Source organism: Psychrobacter sp. KCTC 72983, assembly GCF_014280455.1.
GTDB lineage: Bacteria > Pseudomonadota > Gammaproteobacteria > Pseudomonadales > Moraxellaceae > Psychrobacter > Psychrobacter pacificensis.
Map to the genome: position 1 here is coordinate 2,387,437 of NZ_CP060390.1, position 18,944 is coordinate 2,406,380.

Annotated in this window: 17 protein-coding genes and 2 riboswitches; of the genes, 9 read left to right on the forward strand and 8 right to left on the reverse strand. The window is 45.7% G+C overall.

Going from position 1 to position 18,944, the window contains the following annotated elements:
- Positions 1 to 228: 228 nt before the first annotated feature.
- The 4 genes from PSBA01_RS10270 to PSBA01_RS10285 all read left to right on the forward strand — a co-directional run bounded on the left by PSBA01_RS10270 (position 229) and on the right by PSBA01_RS10285 (position 4,114).
- Positions 229 to 1,521 (forward strand): O-succinylhomoserine sulfhydrylase, encoded by a 1,293-nt coding sequence (locus PSBA01_RS10270; RefSeq protein ID WP_071001885.1) that lies wholly within the window; start codon positions 229 to 231, stop codon positions 1,519 to 1,521.
- 80 nt (positions 1,522 to 1,601) lie between these two features.
- A complete protein-coding gene (locus PSBA01_RS10275) occupies positions 1,602 to 1,931 on the forward strand; it encodes a YbaB/EbfC family nucleoid-associated protein (RefSeq protein ID WP_025651278.1) in 330 nt (109 codons plus the stop codon).
- Between the two features lie 118 nt (positions 1,932 to 2,049).
- On the forward strand, positions 2,050 to 2,643 hold the full coding sequence (gene recR / locus PSBA01_RS10280) for a recombination mediator RecR (protein ID WP_186474225.1): 594 nt from the start codon (positions 2,050 to 2,052) through the stop codon (positions 2,641 to 2,643).
- 136 nt (positions 2,644 to 2,779) lie between these two features.
- Positions 2,780 to 4,114, forward strand: a complete 1,335-nt coding sequence (locus tag PSBA01_RS10285) for a ribonuclease D (protein ID WP_228724564.1) — start codon at positions 2,780 to 2,782, stop codon at positions 4,112 to 4,114.
- On the opposite strand, the gene PSBA01_RS10290 is transcribed toward PSBA01_RS10285, so the two are convergent.
- Both PSBA01_RS10290 and PSBA01_RS10295 read right to left on the reverse strand, forming a co-directional pair.
- The gene (locus PSBA01_RS10290) at positions 4,107 to 4,265 is read right to left on the reverse strand and encodes a hypothetical protein (protein ID WP_156770969.1); all 159 of its coding nucleotides are present in this window, start codon (positions 4,263 to 4,265) and stop codon (positions 4,107 to 4,109) included. The two genes, PSBA01_RS10285 and PSBA01_RS10290, sit on opposite strands and share 8 nt — an antisense overlap.
- Before the next feature lie 54 nt (positions 4,266 to 4,319).
- Positions 4,320 to 5,024: a lipase family alpha/beta hydrolase gene (locus tag PSBA01_RS10295; RefSeq protein WP_227674255.1), complete on the reverse strand. Its 705-nt coding sequence runs from the start codon at positions 5,022 to 5,024 to the stop codon at positions 4,320 to 4,322.
- A 349-nt stretch (positions 5,025 to 5,373) separates the two neighbouring features.
- On the opposite strand from PSBA01_RS10295, the gene PSBA01_RS10300 reads away from it, so the two are divergent.
- Positions 5,374 to 5,757 (forward strand): hypothetical protein, encoded by a 384-nt coding sequence (locus tag PSBA01_RS10300; RefSeq protein ID WP_093068134.1) that lies wholly within the window; start codon positions 5,374 to 5,376, stop codon positions 5,755 to 5,757.
- A 113-nt stretch (positions 5,758 to 5,870) separates the two neighbouring features.
- Here PSBA01_RS10300 and gcvP read toward each other — a convergent pair whose 3' ends face one another.
- From gcvP to gcvT, 4 genes are all read right to left on the reverse strand, one after another.
- A complete protein-coding gene (gcvP, locus tag PSBA01_RS10305) occupies positions 5,871 to 8,768 on the reverse strand; it encodes an aminomethyl-transferring glycine dehydrogenase (protein ID WP_186474226.1) in 2,898 nt (965 codons plus the stop codon).
- 85 nt (positions 8,769 to 8,853) lie between these two features.
- A complete protein-coding gene (locus PSBA01_RS10310) occupies positions 8,854 to 9,612 on the reverse strand; it encodes a nitroreductase family protein (RefSeq protein WP_186474227.1) in 759 nt (252 codons plus the stop codon).
- A gap of 315 nt (positions 9,613 to 9,927) precedes the next feature.
- Positions 9,928 to 10,308, reverse strand: coding sequence for a glycine cleavage system protein GcvH (gcvH, locus tag PSBA01_RS10315; RefSeq protein ID WP_071001880.1), 381 nt, complete (start codon positions 10,306 to 10,308; stop codon positions 9,928 to 9,930).
- 119 nt (positions 10,309 to 10,427) lie between these two features.
- Positions 10,428 to 11,609 carry a glycine cleavage system aminomethyltransferase GcvT gene (gcvT, locus tag PSBA01_RS10320; protein WP_093068147.1) on the reverse strand — a complete coding sequence of 394 codons (1,182 nt, stop codon included), beginning with the start codon at positions 11,607 to 11,609 and terminating at the stop codon, positions 10,428 to 10,430.
- 150 nt (positions 11,610 to 11,759) lie between these two features.
- Positions 11,760 to 11,908: riboswitch (glycine riboswitch) on the reverse strand.
- 54 nt (positions 11,909 to 11,962) lie between these two features.
- Positions 11,963 to 12,101, reverse strand: a riboswitch (glycine riboswitch).
- A gap of 260 nt (positions 12,102 to 12,361) precedes the next feature.
- On the opposite strand from gcvT, the gene PSBA01_RS10325 reads away from it, so the two are divergent.
- From PSBA01_RS10325 to PSBA01_RS10340, 4 genes are all read left to right on the forward strand, one after another.
- The gene (locus tag PSBA01_RS10325; RefSeq protein ID WP_186474229.1) at positions 12,362 to 12,682 is read left to right on the forward strand and encodes a YcgL domain-containing protein; all 321 of its coding nucleotides are present in this window, start codon (positions 12,362 to 12,364) and stop codon (positions 12,680 to 12,682) included.
- Positions 12,683 to 12,958: 276 nt separating this feature from the next.
- The gene (locus tag PSBA01_RS10330) at positions 12,959 to 13,627 is read left to right on the forward strand and encodes a hypothetical protein (RefSeq protein ID WP_228724565.1); all 669 of its coding nucleotides are present in this window, start codon (positions 12,959 to 12,961) and stop codon (positions 13,625 to 13,627) included.
- Positions 13,628 to 13,935: 308 nt separating this feature from the next.
- Positions 13,936 to 14,784 (forward strand): AAA family ATPase, encoded by an 849-nt coding sequence (locus tag PSBA01_RS10335; protein WP_071001877.1) that lies wholly within the window; start codon positions 13,936 to 13,938, stop codon positions 14,782 to 14,784.
- Between the two features lie 57 nt (positions 14,785 to 14,841).
- Entirely contained in the window at positions 14,842 to 16,065 is a 1,224-nt protein-coding gene (locus tag PSBA01_RS10340) for a vWA domain-containing protein (protein WP_071001876.1), read from the forward strand.
- A 156-nt stretch (positions 16,066 to 16,221) separates the two neighbouring features.
- Here the strand turns inward: PSBA01_RS10340 and PSBA01_RS10345 are convergent, their stop codons facing one another.
- Both PSBA01_RS10345 and PSBA01_RS10350 read right to left on the reverse strand, forming a co-directional pair.
- Entirely contained in the window at positions 16,222 to 17,031 is an 810-nt protein-coding gene (locus PSBA01_RS10345; RefSeq protein ID WP_071001875.1) for a phosphodiester glycosidase family protein, read from the reverse strand.
- Between the two features lie 74 nt (positions 17,032 to 17,105).
- Entirely contained in the window at positions 17,106 to 18,929 is a 1,824-nt protein-coding gene (locus tag PSBA01_RS10350; protein WP_186474231.1) for an FMN-binding glutamate synthase family protein, read from the reverse strand.
- Positions 18,930 to 18,944: the final 15 nt, after the last annotated feature.

Below are 18,944 nucleotides of genomic sequence, written 5' to 3' on the forward strand. Positions count from 1 at the left end.
GTTAGGTTTGACGATTGATTTTATCGTGATTTATTGTCGGTTAAGCGGTTAAATGGCTGTCATATTAAACATCCAGTTATTTTAATAGGCAAAATTAATAATTAGAAGTTATCTGAAACCAGATGTGTGGAATAAGTCGGCATGTTATGATAACGCTGATGAATTTGCTTAATAATCAAAAAATAAGCAGTCCTTTTATACCAACCAAAACAAAGCAACGGAACGTCTATGAGTCAGTCGCAAACGAAAGATGAGAATAATTTGAACCAAAAAAACTCAAACGATGGGTTAGATCCAAACTGGCGTAACGATGCCTTAGATTTAGGATTAGATTACGGTATGCAGACGATTGCTGTGCGGGCAGGTCAACACCGTACCGACGAGGGCGAGCATTCAGAGCCGATTTTTACGACCAGCTCTTATGTTTATCAATCAGCCGCTGATGCTGCGGCACATTTTGACGGTACAAAGACAGGAAACGTTTACTCTCGTCATACCAACCCAAGCGTCCGTACTTTTGAGCGTCGTCTCGCCGCGCTAGAAAACGGTGAACGTGCGGTTGCAACGGCCTCTGGTATGGGTGCAATCCTGACCATGTGCTTGGCATATCTAAAAGCGGGCGACCATCTACTCGCTGCCAATCAGTTATTTGGCTCGTCTATTGGGCTGTTTAATAACTATATGGCCAAGTTTGGCGTTGAAGTTAGCTATGTTGATTGCTTTGACAATGAGGCATGGGCCAATGCCGTTCAACCAAACACCAAAGTGATCTATTGTGAAAGCCCAAGTAATCCACTGGCGCAGATTTGCGATATCGGTTACTTGAGCACGCTTTGTAAAGCCAATGACATACTACTGGTCGTTGATAACTGCTTTGCCACGCCAGCATTGCAGCGCCCTCTAGATTTGGGTGCCGATGTCGTTATTCACTCTGCGACCAAATATTTGGATGGTCAGGGCCGAGTACTTGGCGGGGCGTTGGTTGGTAGTGACAAACTCATGCAAGAAGCGTTTACGGTGGTACGCTCAGGCGGTATCAGCATGAGTCCGTTTAATGCTTGGGTATTTACCAAGGGGCTTGAAACGCTAAAACTCCGAATGCAAGCGCATTGTAACAATGCCAATCAAGTCGCAGAATTTTTGGTCAATCATCCTAATGTCAGTACGGTGCATTTCTCCGGCCTAAGTGACCATCCTGCACATGAGCTCGCCACCCGCCAGCATCATATGAAAGACGGTTACGGTGCTATCATGGGTTTTGAAGTCAAAGCATCTGACAGCCGCGATACGAAAGAAGCGGCTTGGCATGTGATTGACTCGACTCAAATGGTCTCCATCACCAACAACTTGGGCGATGCAAAAACCACGATTACGCATCCTGCGACGACCACGCATTTTCGCCTCACCCCTGAGGCGCGTGCTGAAGCTGGCGTGAAAGACGGTCTGATTCGTCTATCAGTCGGTTTGGAAGATGTCGAAGATATTATCAAAGATTTGGCGCGTGGTTTAGACAGTTTGTAAAGATAGCGGTATAATGCCGTCAGTATTTTATTTTAAACTTTAAATTATCCCATTTATTATTATAAGACAAAGAGGCAACTATGAACATTCAAGCATTGATGCAACAAGCACAAACGATGCAAAAGAAAGTAGAAGCAAACGTTGAAAATGCTAAGAAAGAGCTTGCGAACAAAGAAGTGCAAGCAGAAGCGGGCAGTGGTCTGGTTAAAGTCACCATGACTGGTCGCCATGTGGTCAAGCGTTTGACCATCGATCCAAGTCTGCTAGAAGATGAGCCAGATATGATCGAAGATCTTATCGCTGCCGCTATCAATGATGCGGTGCGTCAAGCGGATGAGCTATACGAAGAAACCATGGCTGGCGCGACCTCAGGTATGGGTCTCCCACCAGGTATGCAAGGTATGTTCTAAGCATTAAATACTTTAGACTGAACACAAAAATGGGGTTGTTATCGACACGATACGACCCCATTTTTATAGCTACGATTTATAAATTTAGTTAAATAAAGTCAACTAAAGGAAAGCCACTTTGCTTACAGCCAAATTTGATCAGCTGGTCAAACAGCTGCGTATATTGCCAGGCGTGGGTCAAAAAAGTGCCCAACGAATGGCACTACATTTGCTTAGTAAAAAACGTCCGCAAGGCATGGCGCTTGCCCAAGCACTAGATGAAGCCATGCGCGATATCGTTGAATGTCAGCGCTGTCATAGCTTTAGTGATGAAGCGGTGTGTCCTCTATGCCAAGACCCTAGACGTGATGATGGGCTGCTGTGTGTGGTCGAGACAGCAGCAGATGTGATGGCAATCGAGCAAACCGCAGGCTATCGTGGTCGCTATTTTGTGCTTGGCGGACACTTATCCCCGATTGATGGAATCAGTGCAGATGACTTAAATATTGATCAGCTGGTATGGCGAGTCAAACAAGAGCCTGTTGAAGAGATTATACTGGCGACAGGTACGACGGTTGAAGGGCAGACCACCGCACATTTTATTAGCGAGGCGGTCAGTCGTCATGTCAATAAAGTCACACGTTTGGCACAAGGGGTACCGATGGGCGGCGAGCTTGAGTATCTAGATAGTATGACGCTGGGTCAAGCCATGCAAAACCGCTCTTTTTTATAAGGTTTCGCTTACATCAAAGTCTTACCCATTTCATTTCGTGAAATTGTTATAATTGCTTTATTATTGTTCTCCTTTTTCATTTTATTAAGACGCAGTATCGCGTTTTATTTTTTCCTATTTATGCAGGTATCTGCCCGTGTCCAACAACGTTTCAAACGCTTCAGTCAAATCAAACCCTTCTGAGATTACTGATAACTCATCACAAAAAGCAACTAATACTGAGATGACATCAGTGACGACACCTTCGGAATCAAATGACGATGCACTGGATGTTGATGCAATTGATATCGATGCACTGTTGGATGTCGCTGATGCTGTTGATGTCACATGGGTGCGCGAGCAGCACCAATTGGCTGAGGTGATCAATGCCTTGGCAACTTGTGGCCGCGTCGCACTAGATACTGAGTTTATCAAACGCGACACTTACTATCCGCGTTTGGCACTCGTACAGTTAAATACGGGTAATCACGTATATTTACTAGATGCGCCTGAGTTGCAACTGTCTGAGCTGTGGGAGGCCTTGCGCCAAGTCGATGTGGCCATCTGGCATGCTTGCGGCGAAGATTTAGGCATTTTTTATCTGCTGTCTGGTTGTCCACCATTGACCAATATTTTTGATACGCAAATTGCGTTGTCTTATTTAACCGGTCAATTACAAATGGGCTATCAGCAGGCATTGGCAGATCAGCTAGATATGCATATCGATAAGGAGCACAGTCAGTCTGATTGGCTCCAGCGCCCGTTGACAGACGAGCAAGAGCAATATGCCATCGATGATGTGCGTTATTTGCCAGCGCTGTATCTCAGTATCGAACATGCGCTTAAGGCACAAGGCCTATACGATTACGTCTGGGCGGATTGTCAGCTCTACGCCAGTGATTTGTATGACTTGCAGCACGTCGAAGATGAAGCGATGTATCTGACGATGGCAGATTATCGCTATAACTCACAGCAAATGGCGATACTCAAAGGGATTGCGACGTGGCGAGAAGAGCTGGCACGTGCGACCAATCAGCCACGTACGTTTATCATCAAAAAGCAAGCGGTACGCGAGATCGTCACTGAAAAACCAAACAGCATGCGTGAGCTGGCGCACAAAACGACGATGCACCGTAGTATGCTGCGTCTCTATGGTGAAGAGCTGCTTAAGATAATAAGAAACGCCAAAAACCTACCACCTGCCGAGCATCCAGCTTGTCTTGTGCCGCCATATCGCTCAAAAAACAAAATCCTGTCAAAAGCAGTGCAGCAAGCGATTGATGATCACGCTAAGGCTATCGGCATGCCTAGCAGCGTTTTAATGCGCAAAAAATGGCTAGGACAGTTGTATGAAGTGATTGCTCTTGATAAAAATCTCAGCGAACTGCCACAAGGTCTCAAAGGTTGGCGCAATGACTGGGTCGTCCAGACGTTGATTCCAGTGATCAGCAAGCATAAAACTGAATTGCAGCAAGGGATGGGTATTAGATAGCAAATACAGCCAACTCAAAAAATTGATGCCTAATTTCACATTGCTTGTTTTTTAAATCAATTTTTTTTAAATCAATCAATGGCAGCATCAATTTTCTCTCTATCGATAAATGGCCGTTTTGACAATCTTGCTTATACTTTTGCTCGGTCATATCTATTCCATTATTCGCTGTCATCTAGAGCATTTTAGGTATTAAAAATATGCCCTAGCGTTCAAACTCACCATTTTCTAAAAAGTAAATCACTTGCCGAGCCACTTCTTTATCGACCAGCATGCCTGTATGGGTCACAGGCAGTACGATATGGTCGTTGGCGCAGTCAAGACGTGTTTCGCTGACGTAAACTGTACCATCATGAGCACAGTTTTCTGTGGCTGCTGATTCGCTTTCTTTATTCAGTTTGCGATTGTGATATTGCAAAAAAGGTTGTCCTAAGCCGCGCGGTTTATCACCTGCAATCACGCCTATATGAATATGTTCAGGACAGGACGTCGCTGTACCATCGAGCGCATCAGCATAAGATCGTCCTACAATTAAAGGGCTCAAACGCCATACGTAATCCGCGCAAACACTTCCCACATGCGGCGTGCCCAGCGTGACGCAGCGCCCAATTTGCCACTTGGGATAATTGGCCAAAAAATCACGAATAATCAATCCACCCAAGCTATGACCGACCAAATCTATTGGCTGATCAGGGTTGTGGTTGGCACTCAGCCACTCATGTAGTCGCTGGCTGTTGGTTTTGATACCGTCGCGCATGCTGCGATAGCTGTATTGATGGGTGGCAAAACCTTGCGCTTGTAAACGCTTCGCTAATGGACGCATCATCCAAGTCGTTTGATGCAAACCATGTATCAAAATCACAAGGTTTTTTCGTTTAGGCGCTTTTTGTGCCATGTCTTTTTGTTGCATAACAATATCCAAATGAGTAGCATTATAAGATTTTTTTATCGACGCTTGTTTATAAAAATGAGCGGATAGACAGACATCTTATATTAGCGCTTTAGGGGTAAGGGTTGTCAAATTATCTAAATTTTTAATTTCAATATTAGCTATTTTTTCGCTGTCAGGTTGTACTACTTATAGTGAATTCAGTATAAAAACGATACAGTGGGACTGGGATAAATTTTACGCAGCATCGAGCAGCGTAGGCACAGCACGAAAGGAGAATTTAGACCAGTTCCACCTTGATATATAATGTATCTGTTTTATTTAGGATTGACTATATAGAGTAGATAGAGCACTAATTGTTGAGGTAGAGATGCCAGAAATGATAGTAGTAAGCGAACCTATACCAGCTAAGACACCTCTACAAATTGCTACTTGGTCCCCAACTAAATATGATGGTCGATTTACAGCGATGACAGCGGGATATTTGACAGTTATTAATAACTATCTTGCTTTAACTAGAGATAATGAAGAAGTAATGACACAGGACAATACTCTTTTATTAGTATTAGCGAATACTTTCTTTTCGTGGGAGGCGGATAAAGAGATTATGTTATTTGAAGGTAAGTCCTATAAGGTCGGCGATGCGCTTTATCTTGGTGGTGCGGCGTTTACTTATCCCAATGCTAATATTACAGATCAGATAAAAGTGAACTGGATAGACTGTGGCTTGAATAAAGGATGGTTGGGCGGTTAAGTCTCATTGATAGTGTCAAAATTTAACAATGCATGCATAAAACAAAACCGCCAAATCAGCGACTGATTTGGCGGTTTTTTATAAAATAAACGAGCAGTTATCGAAAATGATCATTACATATAGTTTTCGATACTTGGGCAAGAACACATAAGGTTCTTGTCACCGTACGCATCATCGACGCGTGCCACACTTGGCCAGAACTTGTTTGCACGGATGTAAGGCAGTGGGAACGCAGCAGTCTCACGGCTGTATGGATGCGTCCATTCTTCATTAGTAATCATAGCAGCCGTATGCGGTGCATTGACCAATGGGTTGTCTTCTAGCGTCCAGTTGTCTTCGCCCGCTTTTGCTTTCATCGCTTCAGCTTTGATAGATTTCAGCGCACTGATAAAACGATCCAACTCCTCGACAGACTCAGACTCTGTGGGCTCAATCATCAGTGTGCCTGCGACTGGGAAGCTCATCGTTGGTGAGTGAAAACCGTAATCCATCAAGCGCTTAGCAATATCGCTTTCAGTGATGCCAGTTTCTTCTTTTAACGGACGAATATCGATGATACATTCGTGAGCCACGCGGCCATTTTTACCTGTATATAATACAGGGTAGTGGTCTTTTAGCTGGGCGGCTACATAGTTAGCGTTTAGCAAGGCAAGCTCGGTTGCTTTTAGCAGACCATCACGGCCCATCATGGCAATGTACATCCATGAGATTGGCAAGATGCTCGCTGAACCATAAGGCGCAGCCGATACCGCTGAGCAGTCTTTTTGTGCATTATGAACAGGGCTTAGCGTATGGTTTGCCATGAATGGTGCCAAATGCGCCTTCATACCGATAGGACCCATACCTGGACCGCCGCCGCCATGCGGGATACAGAAGGTTTTGTGTAGGTTCATATGTAGTACATCAGCACCCACGTCTGCAGGTTGCATCATGCCTACCTGAGCATTCATGTTGGCGCCATCCATATAGACTTGACCACCGTGCTTGTGAGTCAAATCACAGATATGACGGATGCCTTCTTCAAACACGCCATGTGTCGATGGGTAGGTGATCATTAAAGCGCCCAAACGCTCGCTGTGCTCTTCACACTTGGCGGTTAAATCCTCAATATCAACGTTGCCGTTTTCATCGGTTTTGACCACGACGACTTTCATACCCATCATCATGGCAGTAGCAGGGTTGGTACCGTGCGCTGACATTGGAATGAGGCAAACATCGCGATTGGTTTCGCCCAATGACTCATGATAACGGCGAATCGCGAGCAGACCAGCATATTCACCAGAAGCGCCAGAGTTTGGCTGCATAGAGACATCATCAAATCCAGTGATAGCTTTTAATTGATCTTGTAAGCTATCAATCATCGCAATATAGCCTGTGACTTGGTCACGCGGTGCGAATGGATGCACATTGGCAAACTCAGGCCAAGTAATCGGTAACATCTCACTGGTGGCGTTGAGCTTCATGGTGCAGCTGCCTAGTGAAATCATGCTGCGGTTCATCGCTAGATCTTTATCTTCAAGCGACTTGAGATAACGCAGCATTTCATGCTCGGTATGATGCGAGTTGAATACTGGATGTGACAAGATATCATCTGTACGCAGATGCGCGCTATCGAGAGAGATACGAGCGGTTTCAGGTAGATCGTTTGACTTGTTGACGAATAGCTGAGTCAATACGCCAAAATCTTGCTGATCGCTAGTTTCACTAAAGGCAACGCTCAATTTGGTGTCGCTTAGACGCCATAAGTTGTAGCCAACGTTGTCTGCATTTTTAAAGATTTGCGTAGCTAGCTTCTCTGAGCCGCAATCAACCACGACTGTATCGAAGAATTGATCGTGTACCACACTTAAGCTGCTGTCATTCGCTGCTGTGATGGCATCAGCAAAGGCGGTGGCAAACGCATGGATACGAGTCGCAATACGCTTCACGCCACTTGGACCATGATAGACGGCATACATACCAGCGAGATTGGCGAGCAATACTTGTGAGGTACAGATGTTTGAGTTGGCTTTTTCGCGGCGGATATGCTGCTCACGTGTTTGTAGAGCCATACGTAATGCGGTATTGCCCTGTGCGTCTTTAGATACGCCAATGATACGACCAGGTGCTGAGCGTTTTGCTTTATCAGAGAATGCAAAGTAAGCAGCATGTGGGCCACCAAAGCCCATTGGAATACCGAAACGCTGTGTGCTACCTAGCGCTACGTCCGCACCCATATCGGCTGGTGATTTTAATAACACCAAGCTCATGATATCACTGACGACACTGACGTAAGTCTTGTTTTCTTTTACGGCCGCGATGACGTCTGTTAAGTCTTTAACGTCGCCTTCTACGCCAACATACTGGAATAGCGCACCGAAATAATCGCCTGATTTGGCCGTTTCAAAATCACCCACGACCACGTCCCAACCAAAGTATTTCGCACGAGTATTGATGACATCTAGCGTTTGTGGATAGACGCGCTCATCGACGAAGTACTGCGTTGACTTGCTTTTACTCACACGCTTTGACATCGCCATGGCTTCTGCTGCTGCCGTTGCTTCATCAAGCAGTGACGCACCAGCCAGCTCAAGACCAGTCAAATCGATACAAACTTGTTGGAAGTTCAGCAATGCCTCCAAACGACCTTGAGCGATTTCTGCTTGGTAAGGGGTATAAGCGGTATACCAGCCTGGATTTTCAAGGACGTTGCGCTGAATGACGGCAGGCATACGAACAGGAGAGTAGCCTTGACCGATATAGCTTTTGTTAACAGTGATGTCATCTGCCATCGTGCGTAGTTTGGCAAGTGCCGCATGCTCACTCATCGCCACTGGCAAATCCAATTCTTTGTGCAAACGTACCGGCTCAGGCACAGTGTCATTGATAAAGCTTTGCATATCTTTATAACCAACCGCGCTGAGTAGGTCAGCTTGCTTGGTTTCGTCCGAACCTAAGTGGCGATAGACAAATTCAGCTTCGTTGAACAATCCTTGAAAGGTATCAAACGATGGGTTTTGAGAGATAGTCATGACAATCCTTGGTTAAGGGAGTAATAAACAAAATAGCAATTAAGAAAACATTGTGAGCAGTTAAGGAAACACTGTGAGCGGTACGTTATACGTAATGCACAAACTGTTTTTGGTCAAAGCGGAATTGGGCGTTGTAAACGCCATTGTCAGCACGCTCGCCTGCGCCAATCATCATAACGATATGATGGTCGTCGCTAAGATTGAGCAACGCTTTCATGGCAGGCTCATCAAAGCCGCCCATAGGACAGCTATCAAAACCATGAGCACGTAGTGCCAACATTAGGTTTTCGGCGGCAAGCGCGGTGTTATTGGTTGCCCAGTTTTTGGTGTCTTCAAAGGTATAGTAAGGCGATTTGAGAGGGCCTTTGACGCGTCTGACCACTTGCGTTGCGCCCCATTTTGCAGCGGATATCACATTGGCAGGGCCGCGCAAAAAGTCCATCGTAACGACTTTGTTGTAGTAGTCTTTCACTTTCTTAGGGACTGGCTGATCGGGATACTCGCGCAATATTTGCTGAGCATGCTCATGCCAGATATCAGTGCGAGCAACGATAGCGATTAAGCGCGCCGATGTTTTTGCCGCGTTCTGGTTCATACAGTTTTTGATGGCGCGTTTACGATTATCAGCATCATCGATAACATAAAACTCCCACGGCTGTAGGTTGCTAGAGTTTGGTGCTAGCATGGCCAAACGCAGACAGTCTGCCAGTACGTCGTCAGGGATAGGCGTGTCAGTAAAACGGCGCACGGAACGGCGTGATTCTACGATATCGCGAAAGGCTTGTAGCTGCGGTGTATGGTTTGGTGTGGCGATGGGGTCTTTATTATCGGTGTTGGCATTCATATTAGGATCCATGCTGAGAATTGGGTTATCAGTTTGCGTCGTTATTGATAGCACGTATTCATTGGGATTCGAAGAGGTGATCAATACGAGTCAATGAGATAACGCTTGAGAGCAATAACATCGGACGATAATGGTTTTTGGTGGTCTATATATAAAGCTGCTTTGTTATCAAAGGTGTCATCTATGAATCAACCCTGTTGATAAGAAAGGGGTATCAAATAGGAGATGTAGATACCCGCTTTTGCCAGTATCTACAAGTTTGGCTGCTATTTTGGTTTGGCTACTATCTTTATTTCTGCTATACAGAGGTGGTTATTATAATTCGCTTTCGTACTCGTCAGCGGTCATCAGTGCTTCATAGTCAGCGATGTTGTCAGGCTTCACTTTAAAGAACCAGCCTTCACCATATGGGTCAGAGTTGATGATTTCAGGATCATCTTCTAGTGCTTCGTTGATAGCGATGACTTCGCCTGAGATAGGCGCGTATACGTCAGAGGCGGCTTTTACTGATTCAACAACTGAGATTTCGTCGTCAACAGCGATAATATCGCCCACTTCTGGTAGCTCAACAAACACCACATCACCCAATAGGTCTTGAGCATGGTCAGTGATACCAACAGTGATCGTACCGTCGTCTTCTAGGCGCAGCCACTCGTGACTTGCAATATATTTTAGCTCTGCTGGGATGTTGCTCATGGTCTCTCTCTCCTAAATGATAGAGGTTAATTAACAAAAATAATGGAGGCTGGGCGTGTCGTCGTTTTTATCATTATGTCTAAAACGACAACGCGCTCTAATAATAAGATTTATAAGACCTACGAGTCAAACTGTTGCTTGCCGTTACGGACAAAAGGCAGCTTCAATACCCGTACATCGACGAATTTACCTTTGCCGCGTAGATCTACCTGTACGTGATCATCTTCTGATAAGCTGGCAGGCACGCGAGCAATCGCGATGGAGTTTTTTAGGCTAGGGGAGAATGTACCGCTGGTGATAATACCAGTTTGCTCATTGTCAGTGCCCTGATTGATAGTCACTGTCATGCCTTCACGCAATACGCCGCGCGTGGTCAATAGCAGACCTACTTGCTTCATAGCGGTGTTGTCTTCTTTTGCCTGCTTGCGTTTGCTGACCAAAGCGTCACGGCCGACAAAGGCACGGTCGTCTTTAAGCGCTAGCGTCCAGCCCATATTGCACTCGTAAGGGCTAATGGTCTCGTCCATGTCATGACCATAAAGGTTCATGCCCGCTTCCATACGCAAGGTATCACGTGCGCCAAGACCGGCAGGTTTGATGCCATTTGCTTTTAGCTGCTCAAAAAAAGCAGGGGCATCATCGGCATGCATAATGACTTCGACGCCATCTTCACCAGTATAGCCAGTACGAGCCACAAACCAATCGGTGCCTTCGATATCGGTCAAGTCAGCGCCAACGAAAGGTTTTAGCCCAGCTAAGGTATCTGCCCAGTTTGGTTTGGCTTGAGCCAGTTTCTCAATAGCATTTGGACCTTGCACGGCGAGCATGGCAAGCTCAGGACGCTCGGTAATCGCAATATCAAAGCCTTCAGCGACTTTATTAAACTGTGCTAAGTCTTTGTCACGAGTGGCTGCATTGGAGACGATACGGTACTCAGTTTCCTCTGCATTCATCAGATAGACGATCAAATCATCGATGACGCCGCCTTGCTCATTGAGCATGCCAGAGTACAGCGCTTTACCAGCGGTAGTGAGTTTGTTGACATCATTTGCGAGTAGTTTTTGGAGCCATGCTTTAGTATCTGCGCCTTTGATATCGGTCACTACCATATGTGAGACATCAAACATACCGGCATCTGTCCGTACCGCGTCGTGCTCTTCGATTTGTGAACCGTAATGAATTGGCAATTCCCAACCAGAAAAATCGACCAATTTGCCCTCACTATCAAGATGAGACTGGTAAAAAGGGGTGCGCTTAGGGGTTTGAGTGCTGCTAGAGTCTTGAGAGTGGGTATCAGTCATAACAAATCCTTATGTGTACATCAGTCGTACTCGGCAGAGTAGAGTGGTGTGCAACGTAAAAGTAGCGAGAAGCAATATTGCATCAAAGGGTGACACAGAAAGCAAAGATAAAGACGTAGGCCAAACAGACGCTGAACGTCGGTTTAAGCTAAAGCCCTATCTGTCCTGTGACCTGAGATTTTCAATACGAACCATCGTTTTTGGGCAGTTATATGAGCCCTATCGTCGATGATAGCGTATTTTCTCCCCTTCGGTGGGTAAGACGTCGTCCGTACTTACCACTCTCCAGATTTGTTATGCCTTTTGTTTGTTCGCGATGCATGATTGATGGCATCAACGTAAACAATAATGACATACGTTTTTCAGTCCTTTTACCTGAGCGATTGGCAGGGTGGATGCGCCTTCGGTGGTCGTATGGCAGTTGTCAGTTTGTATTACCAATAGGGTTTGTTACAAAATCTGTGCCGACAGACTCTCTCCTGAAAAACGCTTTTATTATGAAAGTTTCAAAGCGCTTTTACAAGTCATCACCGCCATTAAAACAAATAAATTTGGCAAAAATGTGTGCTCACTAGGACATTTGCTCACCAAAGACGCTTAGCAAAATGGTGTTTTTTATCTCTATCAGCCGTTTTGAGAATCAATAAAATGATGTATGGGCGCAAAAATTACCATAGCAACACGCAAAGCGACTACTGGTGTTTGCCTGAAATATGCTAACCTACGACCATAGTTTCTGATAGGTGGTTTTTATGCATTGCGATATTTATAAATTTCCCAAACATGACGACATGTATGTATATATTGCGCGCCCTGAATATCCTGATGATACCGATGAGATCAAAGATTGGCTTGGCGTACTGCCAAAGGACTTTCGTGCAAGGTTGGGCCGTAGCAAGTTTGTCATGCACCTAGATCTGGCAACGACGCCCACTCTAGCGCGTGTTGATAAAGAAGAGGTACTGGCAAAGCTAGCGTCCCAAGGCTATTTTGTGCAGATGCCACCGCAAGATGTCATGCGCCGCCAAGCAGAGCTACGCGCTCGTGAAGCGCAAGACAATATCTACGACTAGATACATTTTACCACTAGATAACATTGACGATTGGTACGCTTATTGGTAAGACGGTTGTGGCAAGGTGATTGAGAGAATGGTCTTTACAATGCCATGGACAAAACACTCATGACACATTTGGTCACATGCATTTGGGTAGAAAGTCGTGATAAACTGACACCCCATGACATCCACATAAAAAAATACAGATAGAAACGCACATGATGTGTGCATCGATACTGTATGTGATCTTATTTTGGTACGACAGAACGCACCATACACTGCTAGGCACATAACGTGTCAACGGTGATAAACGCAGGTAGTGAAACACGTATGGATTGGTTAAAAAATATTTTGCACAGCTTACCATTAGAATCTATTAGTGACATTCTCGGTGAGATTGCTATTTGGTGGGGCCAAATGGTGAAAGATGTACCGCCCGCCGATTTGCCAATGTATGCGTATCTTGGTGGCTCTATTTTGGTGTTGGTGTTATGGTTGCTAGTCGCTCGCATATTGCCAAAACCACTGGGCGGTATGAGTTGGATGATACTGTTTGCAGTGTTATTGGCACCCGGCACAGCGCTTGGTGACTCTAGTGAAATTGCACCAGCCAGTATCAGCGTCGTCTACGCTGTTATGATGAAGGACTTTGCAGGCGCGATTGCCAATATGTTACCAATATTGGTGGTACTGGTCATCGGTTTGTTTATCGGTTTTATGTGGCAGCTGATACGCGGCGCATTCGCATCGAGCTTGGACAAAGCCCGCAGCCGTACGGCAGAGGATACGCAAGCGACAATGCAACTGACGACCGGCAGTTATTTGGCAGAAGGTGCTACTGTCACCGAACAGTCCGATGATACGGCCCTAGCCGCTAAGCCTGAGAGCAGTAATACTAAAAGTCATGTTGACTTAAAAAAACAGAATGGCTTGTCTAAGAATACTGATGCTGACAATCGCTAAAACGCTGAAGTCTGTTTGTACGGTGTAATAAATAAGCAGGCGAGCCAGTAAAGTAATCGAGTAATGATAAAAAAAGACACCCATGCGTGTCTTTTTTTATGCCAAATCGTCTGGCAACCTTATGAATTATTGAGAATTATGAGAGGCACCCAACCATTGCTCACAAAGGCGAACGCATGAGTATTTTGGCAATGCCTCAGGCTGTGCTAATCTAATTTATCTTTTATTCATTATCAAATTTTTAGTTCTACTTATTTATAACCATATATTCATAACAATTTATCTATAACAACAATCGAGACCTGATTATGAACAAGCAAACCTTTACCGGCACTCAAAATTATATCGCCACAGACGATTTACAACTGGCAGTGAATGCGGCCATGACATTACAAAAGCCGCTCCTTATCAAAGGTGAACCTGGTACGGGCAAAACCTTACTTGCCGAAGAGGTTGCTGAGAGTCTAGGGATGCCACTGATTACGTGGCACATCAAGTCGACGACTAAAGCCGAGCAGGGTTTATACGAGTACGATGCGGTATCGCGCCTACGTGACTCGCAGTTGGGTGATGACAAGGTTTATGAGATTGGCAATTACATCAAGCCGGGCAAGCTGTGGGATGCCTTCACTAGCACCGAGCGCAGCGTACTACTAATCGATGAGATCGATAAAGCCGATATCGAGTTCCCTAATGACTTGCTGCATGAGCTCGATAAGATGTCGTTTTATGTGTATGAGACGGGCGAGACCATTACCGCCGCGCAGCGTCCAGTAGTAATCATTACATCAAACAATGAAAAAGAGCTGCCCGATGCGTTTTTGCGTCGTTGCTTCTTCCATTACATCGACTTTCCAGAAGAGCAAACCATGCGCCAAATCATAGAGGTGCATTTCCCCGATATTCAGGAAAAATTGGTCAACGACGCGTTGGATATATTCTACAAGCTGCGCAATATCCAAGGCCTTAAAAAACCACCATCAACGTCTGAATTGGTCGATTGGTTGACGTTATTGCTCGCTGATGACATGGCGCAGGATGAGTTAGAAGAAAACTTACGCGGCGAAAAATCCATTCCGCCATTATACGGTGCATTGCTGAAAAACGAAGCCGATGTGAATTTACTACAGCGTTTTGCCAATATGATGCGTCGTTAAGCGCGTCTAAGTGTTCAGTGCTTTTTTTGTTTTACGTCAATCAGTGGTGCGTCTCTTATGTTCATAAAACTATTCTATACCTTGCGGACTTACGGCGTACCAGTCAGTACGCGTGAGCTGCTTGATCTTAATGCCGCGTTAGATAAGGGCCTGATGATGCAGCCGCATCCTGAAGATCCAGCACTGGCGACTTTTGCGAGCCGTGAGGATATGTATCGGCTGATTCGGCTGTGCATGGTCAAAGACGAGCGCCATTTTGATAAATTTGATCGGGCAATGGCAGACTATTTTGAAGGGGTGGATAGCCTTGATATGGATGCGCTGTTGGCTAAGCTGACCGATGTGCCTAAAGAATGGCTCGATCTAAAGCTCGATCCAAAAAACTTAACCGAAGAGCAAAGACGCCTGCTCAAAAAATACGGCTCGCTTGAGGAGCTGATGAAAGCGTTAGAGGAGCGGTTACAAGAGCAAAAAGAGCGTCACCAAGGTGGTAGTAAATGGGTGGGGACAGGTGGCACCTCGCCATTTGGTGCTTATGGCGACCATCCAGAAGGGGTGCGCGTCGGCGGTGAATCGCGTAAACGTAGCGCGGCGAAAGTCTGGGAGCAGCGTAAATATCGCAATCTTGATGATGATAATCAACTTGGTACCCGCCAAATCCAAATGGCACTACGCAACCTACGTCAGTTTGCGCGCACAGGCAGCGCTGACGAGCTCGATATTCATGAGACCATTAAACGTACTGCCAAAAAGGGCGTGCTTGACATACATATGCAAGCCGAGCGCCGCAACCGTGTCAAAGTATTAATGCTATTTGACGTAGGCGGTAGTATGGATATCCATGTTGAAGCACTTGAGAAATTGTTCTCTGCGGCAAAGAATGAATTTAAAACATTAGAGTTCTTTTATTTTCATAACTGCCTATATGACTATGTATGGAAAGACAATAATCGTCGCCATAGCGCACTGATGCCAACGTTTGAGCTACTCAATAAATATGGGCGCGAGTATCGCGTCATCTTCGTCGGTGATGCATCGATGTCGCCCTATGAGCTGATGACCGTGGGCGGTAGTGTCGAGTATATGAACAATGAAGCCGGTATTGTATGGCTAAGGCGTGTACTTGATCATTTTGATAAAGTGGCGTGGCTCAATCCTGAAACCCCAAGCTATTGGCAGTACACGCAAACCATCGTTGAGATCAAAAAGCTATTCGAAGATAAGATGTATCCGATGACCTTGCATGGTGTTGAGGAAATGACCCAGTACATGGCGCGGTAGTATTAGTCTACATTGGACGAGTAATATGAAAAAAGCACTTAAGACGATGTGATCGTTTTAAGTGCTTTTTTATGTTAATTTAAATGCTTTTTTATGTTAAGTAGTGCCAATTTTGAGAAGGCATATTAGTGACAAATGCTATGGTGACGATAGATGCTAGCTTTTGTTTTCAACCAGTCCAATCATTACGCCCATCTCTTTTTTGTCTTGCTTATCGATACTGGGTGCATACAGTGCTGAGGCAATGCCGCCATCCAAAAACAGCGCATTTGGACAATCTAACTCGTCTTTGAATAGAGTCGCAAACTGATAAAACGTCACAGGCTCATCTGTATTGACGAATTGTATGCTGCCATCGTCACAAATGCCTGCACCATTACGCAGTTTGATGGAGGTACTATCAGGATTGAACTCGGGATGTATCTCATCATTGATGACTAGCATAGGACCAGATTGCGTCGCATACCAAGGCTGTGCGTTGCCATTGTTTATCTGTTCATCTAAAGCGTGGCTTTCGGTGATTTGTACGTGACCAGTTTTGTCCCACCACATAACGCCATTGGGTAATAAATGAAAATTGCCACCACCTTCTTTTAGATTGAGCGATTTGACTTCTTTGCCTTTGATGACGGTGTAACCAATTGGTGCATAGTTTTCGTTGTACATTCCTGCATTCATGGCAAAGTTTAGAGTTTCAGTCTTTGGTAAAGTAGATAGCAACGTATCAAAGGTTAGTAGTGATTGGTCATTAGAGGCTTGCCAAAACAGCTGCAGTGAATAACGATCGCTTGTTAATCCACTTGCATCCACGCGGCACACGCTATAAGTAAATGGCGAGTCTTTTGTCTGACATGACCAGTTGTCTGTGTCGCTATTGACAGTCTCAGTATTGGTCTGCTGGCAAGCGCTAAGGCCAAGCGCAAGCACTATCAATGATAACAATAAGGTCAAAATGGAGGTTGGCATCAATCACACGTCTTTTAACATAGTGGTATTTGTGGTTTGCTACTGATTCATATATAAATCTTGGGTACTCGCTTTTAGTCGCTACTGGGCGGATAGTCACGGAAGGTGTTATTCACATTGCCGATGAGCTGCCCGCCATCGGTTGTGATCGTATGATCGGTGCTGTAGGGGGAGCTGTATCCAGCGCGATGTTCGGTTGGTGCGCCAGTCTCTTTACCTTTATCACGAGAGTCTTTGTTATAAGCAATGAGCGCATCATTATTGGCTAAGAAACTATCAGGATTGGCCATCACCCACATTTGATTGAAAATATCCGCACGCGCGCTATTATCAAGTAATGCGCCCTTATCCGTAAAGTAGAAAAACTTAGACAGTAGCTTAATCTGCCCGTCATCTAGACGGCGGGCGATATGATAAGGTTGTAGCTGACTCGGATGCTGTAAGCCCACCGCGCCGACGATACTGGCCAATGATTTGAGTGTGTTTTTATGGAAGCTTGCCACACGCTCTGCTTTGCTAGGGACATCGAGCGCCTTTTGACGGTAAGGGTCTTGGGTAGCCACGCCTGTCGGGCAAGTATTGGTGTGACAAGAGCGCGACTGAATACAACCAACCGCAAACATAAAGCCACGCGCCGAGTTACACCAATCGGCACCTAGCGCAATCATCCGTGCAATATCAAACCCTGAGACGATCTTGCCACTGACGCCAAGTCTGATCTTGTCACGAATGCCTGCACCGACCAAAGTATTGTGAACAAGCAAAAACCCTTCGACCATCGGCATGCCGACATTGTCCATAAACTCAACAGGCGCCGCACCCGTACCGCCTTCGGCACCATCAATAACAATGAAATCAGGATAGTTATCGGTCTCTATCATGGCTTTGACAATCGCCATAAACTGCCAAGGCTGACCCACGCATAGCTTAAAGCCAACAGGCTTGCCGCCAGATAATTCGCGTAGCTGCTGCCAAAAGGCGACAAGCTCACGCGGTGTACTAAACGCGGTGTGCGAAGCGGGCGAAATACAGTCTTCACCCGTCGGCACTTGGCGAGTATCGGCAATCTCTTGAGTGATTTTGCTCGATGGCAACACGCCGCCTTTACCCGGTTTGGCACCTTGCGACAGCTTGATCTCGATCATTTTGACTTGTGGATCGACGGCTTTTTCGGCGAAAGACTGTGGGTCAAAATTGCCTTCGGCATCACGGCAGCCAAAATACCCTGTACCCAACTCCCAAATCAGATCACCACCGAACTTACGATGATAAGGGCTGATCGCGCCTTCGCCCGTATCATGCGTAAATCCGCCTATTTTTGCGCCTTGATTGAGGGCCATAATGGCGTTTGCGGACAGACTGCCAAAACTCATCGCGGAGATGTTGAATACCGACATATCATGCGGCTGCTTACAACGCTCGCCGCCAACAGTGATACGAAAGTCTTTGTTTTCTAACGGCTGGCTAATGGCAGATTGCAAAAACCATTCTTTACCATGAGTATAAAGATTGTCTAGCGTACCAAACGCATTGGTATCACTGACGTTCTTTGCCCGCTGATACACTAGCGCGCGCTGCTGGCGTGAAAATGGCACCTGCTCTTTGTCATCTTCCAGCAAATACTGACGAATCTCAGGACGAAAATCCTCTAGTACGTAGCGAATATGTCCTGCTATCGGGTAGTTTTTTAGCACTGAATGCTTGGACTGAATCAGATCATAAATACCGAGTCCTACGCCAAAACCGCCAATCACAATTAGCCAACCGTGCATCAGCAGCAATCCTGCTAATAATAGACAAATGGCTGCACCCAGCGTGCTATAGCGCAGCAGCAACCCGACAAAATACGGCGAGCTGGTTTTGGGTTTAGGGTGTAGATTGGTACGAGATTCAGGCATAGCAAGGCTCAATAG